General features: G+C 58.2%; 16 protein-coding genes. 4 read left to right on the top strand and 12 right to left on the bottom strand.

The features are described 5' to 3' along the window. The 11 genes from ssb to OO25_RS23505 form a co-directional block, all read right to left on the bottom strand. Positions 1–137, bottom strand: a 137-nt coding sequence (gene ssb / locus OO25_RS21515) for a single-stranded DNA-binding protein (protein ID WP_040182839.1), incomplete at its 3' end; no start/stop codon positions are given. An 11-nt stretch (positions 138–148) separates the two neighbouring features. Next, positions 149–472, bottom strand: coding sequence for a hypothetical protein (locus OO25_RS21510; protein WP_040182833.1), 324 nt, complete (start codon positions 470–472; stop codon positions 149–151). Beyond that, positions 469–837 (bottom strand): hypothetical protein, encoded by a 369-nt coding sequence (locus OO25_RS21505; protein ID WP_040182831.1) that lies wholly within the window; start codon positions 835–837, stop codon positions 469–471. Before OO25_RS21505 ends, OO25_RS21510 begins: the two co-directional genes overlap by 4 nt. Beyond that, entirely contained in the window at positions 824–1,621 is a 798-nt protein-coding gene (locus tag OO25_RS21500; RefSeq protein ID WP_040182829.1) for a hypothetical protein, read from the bottom strand. The genes OO25_RS21505 and OO25_RS21500 overlap by 14 nt, the downstream gene beginning before the upstream one ends. Beyond that, positions 1,618–2,151 carry a GIY-YIG nuclease family protein gene (locus OO25_RS22420; protein ID WP_082035393.1) on the bottom strand — a complete coding sequence of 178 codons (534 nt, stop codon included), beginning with the start codon at positions 2,149–2,151 and terminating at the stop codon, positions 1,618–1,620. The genes OO25_RS21500 and OO25_RS22420 overlap by 4 nt, the downstream gene beginning before the upstream one ends. Continuing rightward, on the bottom strand, positions 2,148–2,456 hold the full coding sequence (locus tag OO25_RS21490) for a hypothetical protein (protein WP_040182827.1): 309 nt from the start codon (positions 2,454–2,456) through the stop codon (positions 2,148–2,150). The genes OO25_RS22420 and OO25_RS21490 overlap by 4 nt, the downstream gene beginning before the upstream one ends. After that, entirely contained in the window at positions 2,456–2,758 is a 303-nt protein-coding gene (locus OO25_RS21485; protein ID WP_040182826.1) for a hypothetical protein, read from the bottom strand. Before OO25_RS21485 ends, OO25_RS21490 begins: the two co-directional genes overlap by 1 nt. A 66-nt stretch (positions 2,759–2,824) precedes the next feature. Further along, positions 2,825–3,406, bottom strand: coding sequence for a hypothetical protein (locus OO25_RS21480; RefSeq protein ID WP_139044816.1), 582 nt, complete (start codon positions 3,404–3,406; stop codon positions 2,825–2,827). A gap of 41 nt (positions 3,407–3,447) precedes the next feature. Next, on the bottom strand, positions 3,448–3,606 hold the full coding sequence (locus tag OO25_RS23065; RefSeq protein ID WP_175304861.1) for a hypothetical protein: 159 nt from the start codon (positions 3,604–3,606) through the stop codon (positions 3,448–3,450). 118 nt (positions 3,607–3,724) lie between these two features. Next, entirely contained in the window at positions 3,725–4,048 is a 324-nt protein-coding gene (locus OO25_RS21475) for a hypothetical protein (RefSeq protein WP_139044815.1), read from the bottom strand. Positions 4,049–4,081: 33 nt separating this feature from the next. Next, positions 4,082–4,291: a helix-turn-helix transcriptional regulator gene (locus OO25_RS23505; protein ID WP_082035392.1), complete on the bottom strand. Its 210-nt coding sequence runs from the start codon at positions 4,289–4,291 to the stop codon at positions 4,082–4,084. Positions 4,292–4,365: 74 nt separating this feature from the next. Here OO25_RS23505 and OO25_RS21465 point away from each other — a divergent pair, with 74 nt between their 5' ends. Continuing rightward, positions 4,366–4,989 carry an XRE family transcriptional regulator gene (locus OO25_RS21465; protein WP_040182820.1) on the top strand — a complete coding sequence of 208 codons (624 nt, stop codon included), beginning with the start codon at positions 4,366–4,368 and terminating at the stop codon, positions 4,987–4,989. Beyond that, entirely contained in the window at positions 4,986–5,459 is a 474-nt protein-coding gene (locus tag OO25_RS22875; protein WP_139044814.1) for a hypothetical protein, read from the top strand. The genes OO25_RS21465 and OO25_RS22875 overlap by 4 nt, the downstream gene beginning before the upstream one ends. Positions 5,460–5,529: 70 nt before the next feature. Here the strand turns inward: OO25_RS22875 and OO25_RS21460 are convergent, their stop codons facing one another. Further along, on the bottom strand, positions 5,530–5,802 hold the full coding sequence (locus tag OO25_RS21460; protein WP_040182818.1) for a hypothetical protein: 273 nt from the start codon (positions 5,800–5,802) through the stop codon (positions 5,530–5,532). A 153-nt stretch (positions 5,803–5,955) separates the two neighbouring features. Here OO25_RS21460 and OO25_RS21455 point away from each other — a divergent pair, with 153 nt between their 5' ends. Together OO25_RS21455 and OO25_RS21450 are read left to right on the top strand one after the other, a co-directional pair. Further along, positions 5,956–6,369 (top strand): hypothetical protein, encoded by a 414-nt coding sequence (locus tag OO25_RS21455; RefSeq protein ID WP_040182816.1) that lies wholly within the window; start codon positions 5,956–5,958, stop codon positions 6,367–6,369. Between the two features lie 5 nt (positions 6,370–6,374). Next, positions 6,375–6,581, top strand: coding sequence for a hypothetical protein (locus OO25_RS21450; protein ID WP_139044813.1), 207 nt, complete (start codon positions 6,375–6,377; stop codon positions 6,579–6,581). The last annotated feature ends 334 nt before the right edge of the window (positions 6,582–6,915 follow it).

The following is a 6,915-nucleotide window of genomic DNA, read 5'->3' as shown; positions in this document are numbered from 1 at the left end:
CCGGTGTTGCGGTCTTTCCAGGTTTCCGAGGTGGCGATCCGCAGGTTGCAGACCTTGCCACCGTTCTGGAAACTGCGCACTTCGGGATCACGGCCGAGGTTGCCGATCAGGATTACTTTGTTGACTGAGCCTGCCATATCTCTCTCCATCAAAGGGGTGTTTCAATTTCGTTTCTCGCGAGGTAGGCCCTCAAGCTGTCTGGCTTGATACCCTCTCGCTTGGCCATCTCCTCGACCGACAGGCCGAGGGCGCAGAGAGCGGCGCGGCGCTTGTATCGCGGCGTTTCGCTCTCCGGCTTGCGGGGCCACTTGATGCCGTTGTCCCGGCAGAAGCCGTGAAGGATTGAAGCCTCGCAGGCCATTTCTGCGGCCGCCTCGGTGCCGGTCAGGCCGCGCGAGATCGCATCCTGTATCCGGGCCATCTTTTCGCTGTGATGGCGTGTCAGCATTGCGGCCCAGCTCTCGGCGGTCATTCTGCGGCCTCCTGCGAAGAGGCCCCAAAGCGGCGAGGCTTGAAACCGATCTCGCGCATGATCTGATCCGCGTTGGCCGGATCCCCGCGCCGGGCGCTCGGCTCAGGCTCAGGGCGCGGAAGGCTCTGCACCGCCTTGGCGCGGGCCTTGATGATCTCTGCGCGGATATGGCCCTCGTTTGGCATCTTGTTCGGGTTGCTGAGAACAGCGGCGCGGCAAGCGGCCTGAACCTCGGTGAGCGGGAAATCTTGCAGGGCGTTCATCCAGTCGACCAGCATCCGGTCGTGCGCTGCTGATCCTCGGTCGCGCTCCCAGCCGAAACGGTCAAACTTCTTAGCGAGAACTTCCAGCTCAACCGCGACCATAGCCCGATGTTTCGCCAAGTCCTGCGAGCCGAGCGATCTGCTCAAGGGCAGGGTCAGGCCGGTTTTCGGGTCGGCGGGAAGCTGGTGCGTTGCTGGGGTGGACATGGTTTTCGCCTTTCAGAACTTCGGTGATGTAAGGGATCGGGTCGTGGGTTCCGGCCTGCTGCGCGGCCTCAATTGCAAAGAGGACGGCGGGCGGCCCGGCCTCCTTGATCCACTTTCCGATCATCCGACCGGGGTCTTTGACGCCCATCGCCGCAAGGATTGGCTTGCCAACTTTCCAGACGGCTTGCGTGGACGCGGAAACAACAACGATCTCGCCGCTCGGCTCAGTCGGCGGCGCAGCCGCATCCTCTCCGTTAGGAGAGGTTGTTTTATTGTTTACTTGTTCTTTATTGGGTTGCTCGCGGGTTGCTGGCGGGTTGGAGCTTGGGCTGCTTGGCGTTTCCTTGGCCTGATATTCCTCATAATTACATACGGTTATGATGGTGCGCCTTTGGGTTGCCTTGCCGGTTACGATTTGGGTTATCGCGCCTTCGGCTTCCAGCAGCCCCAAGAACGTGCGGAGCGCCTGCCGCCCCATGCCGGTTTCAGCTTCCATCTGGCGCTGAGACACGCATAGTTGCCCGCGCTTCACGTCGATCATCTTGCCGCCGACGTTGAACCGGGTATCCTTCCAAGCAGCCTTGTGCAGCATCCAGTGCCACACGCCGACGCGGTGCGCGGCCCCAGAGAAAATGGGGTGGTCCCAAATCTTGCGGTAACTACAGATCCAGCCACTCATGACGCACCCACAATGCGAAGGCTCTTTGCCTCTTGCTGGCGCTTCCTGGCAGCCTCTGCCTGCCTCTCTACAGCTGGGAGGATATCGGCACCTTCGACGTGATAGAGAACATCCACGACCTCAGATGGGTGGAAAGCATCTCTCATGACCTCGTACACGGATGGCCTGAGGGCGCAGATGTTCACAAAGCAGTCGGTGTCGACAATCGTTTGGTCTGGAATGAACTCATCCACCAGACACTCGACCTGCCACCTCAGGTCATTATCCAGATGCTGCATTACCTCTGAAACCTCGACGCGAAAGAATTCACGGGAGGCATTGACGCGCTGATCATGAAACTTCTCATGTGCGCGCAACTCCATCTCAACGCAATTGGGCGAAAAAACCTCGTATGCCACCTGAAATGGTGTAGGCACTCCCGTCTGCCATAGCTCGTTGGCTCGCTGCGCGACGGACCTTTCCGTCCGGCCTATTTTCAGGATCCCAGGCATGCTCGGGTTTCTCAAAACATAGACGTATCCCTTACTCATGTGATCTTACCTCGATATTCCACGCCGATCACCGCGAGGGCCTCAGCGACAGTCGATGCCACCGCTTTCTGTCCGCGCCATGTGGCGTGCCATTTCTGTTGATCAGGGGTCAGCTTGCGGGCGCTTGGGGGCTTGCTGCCGTCCTTCACCTCGATCAGAAAGCTTTGCCCGCGAAAGCCGACAGCGAGGTCAGGAAAGCCATCCCCAGCCGCGTGTGTCGGCGTGACAGTGGCCCCAGCGGCGCGCAGGGCTGCAACGATCTCGCCCTGGTTGGCATCCACCTTGGCTGCGTAGCGTCTTGCCATCAGTTCTGCCCCCTTGCCCGGCGCATCCGGCGGATGCAGCGCTTCATGATCTTCGTGCGCTCAGCGATCGTGTCTGAGAGGATCTTCTGGCGGCGCATGATACGTGGGTGCAGTTTTGCCAGGCGCGCCAGATCAGCCTCATCGGCGTATTGAAGCCACGGAGCTCCGATGCCGAAAGGATCGTCCAAAGGCGGCCCGCCGTTGTCACCGATCAGAGCCGCAACCTCGGCGACCTTGCGGTCTTCTGCGGCCTGCTGTGCTTCAGCAAGGCGCAACAGTCGATCAAGTCCATCATCAAGCATGGTGGCGTGCCTCCTGACGTACACTGGCAGGCGGTGTACGGAAGCCAATGCAATTGGGGCGATCCCTCATAGCAATGCCCCCTGTCGCGCGTCCTGCCGGTCCATAAGGCGGAAAGCTGTTTCTTCGCCCAACCACGCTCGGTCCCAGATGAACCATGCGTTGCGCTGCGGTGGGGAGCCCTTGCCAGTAAAATCGACCTTCCAGCGGCAGCCATAGACACGGCTGATGGGGTTGCGCGCCAAAAGCTCAGACAGCCCGGCCGCATAAGGCCAATCCGCGTTCAGGAAGAAAGCGACATACTGAGCACCCATGGAAAGCGCATGTTCCAGCCAGCGCCCCCTGCCATCCCGCGCGTTAATCTCGCAGTATGGCGGATTGGTGACGATTGCCGGTGCCATCGTGATGGAGAAGTCATAGAAGCTTCGGATTTCCGCGCCTTGGCAACCTCGGTCGATCAGGTCAGACGCAACACAGCTAAGTCCGAACGCTTCAATTTCGCGCTTCATCGCCCCGTCGCCGCAGGCAGGTTCCCAAACGGATCCCAATTCGCGCAGGCGGTTGCCCTCATAAGCCAGGAATGCGCGCGTCACTTCTGCCGGCGTAGGGTAAAAATCATGTTCCTCGCGCGGCGCTGTGTCCGTGGACACGTTACCAGTCGCCCGGAACAAGCCTTTTGCAGACACTCCGCTCATTTCCACCCCGCCTCCAGTTTCACTGTCTTGGCGTCGAATGCTGGGTTGTGCAGATCGTCCGACCATTTCCCGTCTCGGCGCAGGTGGATGCGAAGTGCAAAGAGACAGGCCGATGACTTCTGACGCGCAATGGCGTTCAGGATGGGATCACTCATACCCGCCACCCCATGTGTGCGCGGATGCGCTCTGCGCGGGCTTTGAGGGCTTGATACCTGCGATATGCACGGCGGGATCTGGCCTCGTACCAACGGGCCAAAAGGTGCAAGCGGACGCTCATTTCGGGCCCTCGATCTGCTGGAAAACGATCTCAGCGCCAGCGATCAAAAGCACCTTGAGAACAATCGGCCCCGGCGCGTCATTGTGGCAGTTCAGCCAGTTGTTGACTGTGCGGGCGTTGACCTCCAATGCCACCGCCGCGCGCTTGCAAAGGTCATGATCCGAGGTGGCCGGGAACGCGACCCAGAGCATATCCGAGAAAAACCGGCGGGCCGTTTTGCGGTTGCTTTGCGGTTTTGCAAGATTTTTCCAGCCGTCGCGCATACGTCTGATGCGTGAGGATGAAACGGGTGTAGCCAAGGAGGCTCGTGAATGGGTCATGTGAAGTCCCAAAGTCTGATTTTACAGGGTTGGTTAGGCGGCATCCCCGAAGATGCCTGCCAAATCGGGCCGCAAATCTCGGACAGTGACCCCAAGAGCCTTTGCCAGCCGACCGACCGTCTTAGGCCCTGGGCTGCGCTCCTTTCGCTCAATAAGGCTCAAAAATGGCCGGGAAATACCAGCTTGCTCGCAGATTTTGTCCCGCGAGAGCCCCTTTGCGTTGATGTGTTCGGTGATATCCATACCGAACTTTTACATTATGTGAATTTTTACAGCAAGGAGTATTTTACATAGTGTACGTGGATCACAAACATGACATGCCTCATAGGGTAGGCATGAGATTCAACATACGTGAAAAACGCCTCGCCGCCGGCCTAACCCAAGAAGACATGGCTGATCGGCTGGAAATTTCGACGGGCCTCTATAACGGCTTGGAGAAAGGCAAGCGCCGCATGAATGAGACTTATATGGAGGGCATCGCAAATATCCTTGGCGTTGCCGTCTCTGATCTCATCGTTGAGGATCGCCCAACCATCGCCATAGCCGGTAAAGTCGGCGCCGGGGCGCAGGTTCCTGTATTCGACGCCTACGAAAAGGGCGACGGGCCGCAGGTTGAATGCCCACCCGGTCTATACCCACACGGCGTTGTTGCTGTGGAAGTCGAGGGGGACAGCATGGAGCCGGTGTATTCCGCCGGAGACCTGCTGTTTTACACGCGGGATAGCTCAGATGGCGTGCCCGGAGACGTCATCGGTCACCGCTGCGTTTGTGAGGACGCTGACGGCATGGGTTGGGTTAAGCAGGTCAAGGCTGGCGATAAACCTGGGCTTTTTCATCTTATTTCATTGAACCCAACCGGATCTAACACGCACAACGTGCAACTGATCTGGGCGGCGCGTGTCAGGCTTCATTGGCCGGCGGAGTTGGCGAGAAAAACGTGAAAAGACTGCTTGTACCACTGATCATTTCAGCATCACCAACCGCCGCTTTTTCCGAAGGGGCAAGCTACATTTGCCTAACTGAGCTGTCGACAGGCTTCAAAATTGACGCCAGCGGCAAAAGATGGGAATCTGTGAACTTTCATGCAAGCAGCCGGTTTTTGGTTAGACCCCTGCGCCTAGACGAATATGGGTACAACTCAACGTCGGGGGTGGAAGCTTATGGCGTTTTTGAGTTTGGAACTAAATACGCTGCCGCGCAGTGTCGGCAAGGGTTCTCCTATTATCTCGATGGAAAACTTCAGACCTCTAATTGGCTGTACTGTGATGGGTTTAACAGTTTTAAGCTGAACTCTGACACTCTACGATTTATTGCCACTTACACGGTTGGCTTTACAAACTCGCATCCAGGCAGTGAGCAAAAGGATGGCGACACCCCATCCATTTCTATCGGATCGTGCAGCAAAATGTAGGCCGCCACAAAGCCCGCAAACAACCCCGCCCCGGCGGGGTTTTTCTTTGCGCGCGTATAATATCTATCTCTCAATCCACAGGGATCGCCGCACTAGCGGGGGCGCACTCGTAATATCCCCCCTGACGCTCCAGCGCCTTGGCCGCAGTCTGGCAGGCATCATCGTCCATTACAAAGCCGTGAAATACCGCCACCTGCCCGCTGCCAATTTTTCTTAAGATGTGAGTGGCTGAACCAAAACCGTCTTCGTGAGCTTCCACATTTTCAATGTAAGTCTCCCGGCCTCCCCACGCCCAATAACACAGAGCTGTCGCAATAATCGCGCCGCCTAAAAAATTGCCCATTTCGCATATCCCTTGAAGAAAACAGGCCCTCAAGTAAGCCGACCCAAGGGGCTTGAGCAAGGCATGGTTGTGATATTTTACACTATGTGAATTTTTCTCTTGCGCCCATATTTCACATTATGTAAAACGGTTCTCAAGCAAGGGAGAGCCGACATGCAAGACAGCGCCTTCAAAACCGATCTGATGAACATCCGCCTGGGATGGACTGCGCAAGCAGCTGTCACGCAGCGCGCCGCCGTTCTGATGGGTATGGATGACAGCGCGGACGCATACGAACTGGCGCTTGAAATCGAGGCCCTACAGCAGGCAGAGGCAGAGACATTCGATCTGGGCTGGCGCGAAGGCGCTGACGATCAAGAGGAATGGCTTCTTGACCGCACTGTCTGGGCAAAGATGGCCGTTCAGGCGCATCGCCTGCGTCGTTCATTCTGGATGCCGGCTGGCGCAACTCCCGAACAGGCCGCCGAAGAGGCGCGCCGCATCTACTTCGATCCCGCGATTGCAGCGGCAGACGTATTCTCTGCCTCCCGCGCGGTTTCGCCCATCACACAGATTGCAGCGGAGTAACGATGATGAGCCTTCCCGTAGACTACCATGATCTTGACCACGCTGAGATTGGACGCCTCGCGCAAGAGGTGCAGCAATCCATGGTGATCGCCGAGTTCGCCCGCAAGAACGGCGACAAGGCGAACCACCATGGCGCAACAGCCGCAGGCATTTCGGCCTTTCTTCGCATGGCCGACGAACTCAACCACGATGTGCAGGAGATGGCCCGATGAACCGCCATGTCCCTATCATCGACTTGGCGCGCCGCGAGGCTGCGCCCACCCCGGCGGACCCTCAGTCCCACCCACACTCACGCGGACCCCGCCGGGGGCCAGTTTCACACGAATGGAGCAAGGGGCCTTGGAAGCACAAGCCCCAGCCCATTGAGCCAAACAACCCGTTTCTGGCTCTGACCTTCTGGGTGCTCCTGATCTTCTGCTGCGTCGTGGCGGCCGTATCCATCGGCTACCAGCTTTCGCAGCCTCTCTGAACCTCCCTGAGCCGCGCTTATACCGCCGCGCGGCCAACTCTCCCCCGGCGCATCCTGTCCCATACTCGCGCCGGGGG

Origin of the sequence: Phaeobacter sp. S60, assembly GCF_000826845.1 — a bacterium.
Taxonomy (GTDB): Bacteria; Pseudomonadota; Alphaproteobacteria; order Rhodobacterales; family Rhodobacteraceae; genus Phaeobacter; species Phaeobacter piscinae.
This window is presented reverse-complemented; position numbering and strand designations above follow the sequence as displayed.